Origin of the sequence: Plantactinospora endophytica (assembly GCF_016862915.1) — a bacterium.
GTDB lineage: Bacteria > Actinomycetota > Actinomycetes > Mycobacteriales > Micromonosporaceae > Plantactinospora > Plantactinospora endophytica.
In genome coordinates this window covers 1-1,990 of record NZ_BONW01000073.1, presented here as the reverse complement: position 1 = coordinate 1,990, position 1,990 = coordinate 1, and the positions used below count along the sequence as shown (strand labels likewise).

Here is a 1,990-nt window from a genome sequence, read left to right as displayed (position 1 = left end):
TCCGGGCGGTGGCGCTGGTCGGCAAGCTGCGGGCGGCGGGGTTCGAGGTGGCGGTCCGGGACGTGTTCCAGTACCGCACCGTCGCCGAACTCGCCGAGAAGCTGGATGGTCCGGTGCCGGCGGCGACCTCGGCGGGTACCACCGTCGACGGGCCGGCCGTGGCGCCGTTCGCGCTGCTCTCCGCCGCCGACCGGGCCGCGCTGCCGGCCGGGGTGGTCGACGCGTACCCGCTGTCGCAGGTGCAGCTCGGCATGGTGGTGGAGATGCTGGCCGACAGCGACCTGCACGCGTACCACAACGTGACGTCGTTCCGGCTGCGCGCTGAGCACCCGTTCGGGCTGGCCGCGCTGCGTGAGGCGGCCCGGATCGTGGTGGCGCGGCACGAACTGCTGCGTACCTCGTTCGACCTGACCAGCTACTCCGTGCCGATGCAGCTCGTGAACGACACCGCCGAGATCCCGATCCTCGTACGCGACATCCGACAGCTCGACGAGGCCGGGCGGAAGCAGGCGATCCGGGACTTCACGGCGGCGGAACGGGCCGAGCTGTTCGACCTCGGGGTGGCGCCGCTGCTGCGGTTCGCCGTACACGAGGAGAGCGACGAGGCGTGGTGGATGTCCGTCACCGTCTCACACCCGATCACCGAGGGCTGGAGCCACCGGGCGATGCTGACCGAGCTGCTGGAGCTTTACCAGCAGCTCCGGGCCGGCGGCGCCCCGGCACCGGCGACCCGGCCGGCGGTCCGGTACGCGGACTTCGTCGCCGCCGAACTCGACTCGCTGGAGTCGGCCGAGGACCGCGACTACTGGCGCGGGATCGTCGACGGGTACGCCAAACTGTCGCTGCTGAGCGGCTGGGCCGGCGACGCGTCGACGGCCCGGGAGCCGTACTCGGTCACCGTGCCGCTGCGCGACCTGGAAGCGGAGCTGCGGGCGCTGGCGACGGCGACACGTACCTCCTTGAAAGCGGTGTTGCACGCGGCGCACCTGAAGGTGATGAGCCAGCTCACCGACGAGCCGGTCTTCTTCACCGGCCTGGTGTGCAGCGCCCGCCCCGAGGTCGACGGCGCCGACCGGGTCTACGGGATGTACCTGAACACCCTGCCCTTCGCACACCGGCGCGGCGCGGCGACCTGGGGTGAGCTGGTCCGGCAGGTCTTCGACCGCGAGGTCGAGCTGTGGCCGCACCGGCGCTACCCGATGCCGGCCATCCAGCGCGAGCTGGCCGACGGGCAGCGCCTGCTCGACGTGCGCTTCAGCTACCAGGACTTCGACGCCGTCGACACCGAACTTGTCGACGTGGAGTCCGGGCTCGGCGAGGGCGCCACCGAGTTCGGCCTGGCCGTCGCCGCGATGACCGGCAGCCTGGTGCTGACCGCCGACACGCACGTGCTGAGCCGGCCGGATGCCGCCCGACTCGGCGCGATGTACCGGGCCGTGCTGGCGGCGATGGCGGCGACCGGTGCCGGCGGCGACGCCCGGGACAGCCACCTGCCGGCGGACGAGCGGGAGCGGCTGCTCGGCGAGTACGCCGTCAACCCGACGGCCGCGCCGACCCGTACCGTGCCGGAGCTGGTGGCCGAGATCGTCGCCAGCTACCCGGACCGGCCGGCGGTGGCGCTCGGCGAACTGGAACTCGACTACGCCGAGCTGGACGCCCGGGCGAACCGGCTGGCCCGGCACCTGCGCTCCCGTGGCGTGGGCCCGGAGTCCATCGTCGGGGTGCTGCTGGACCGGGGCCCCGACCTGATCGCCACCTTCCTGGCGGTCTGGAAAGCCGGTGGCGCGTACGTGCCGCTGGACCCGTCGTTCCCGGCCGACCGGGTGAACGCGATGCTCGCCGACGCCGGTGCCCGGGTGGTGGTCACCCGGTCCCGGCACGCGGACCGGTTCGACCCGACGCTGGACTGTGTCCTCGTCGACACCGAGCGCCTGGAGATCGGCAACCGTCCGGCGACCGCGATCTCCGCACCACCCGACCTGGACCGTCT

1 protein-coding gene is annotated in these 1,990 nt (G+C 73.0%); it reads left to right on the top strand.

What is annotated here, in order from left to right; translation table 11 throughout:
• The coding region (locus Pen02_RS41365; RefSeq protein WP_203871676.1) for a condensation domain-containing protein at positions 1-1,990 on the top strand (1,990 nt) is incomplete at both ends.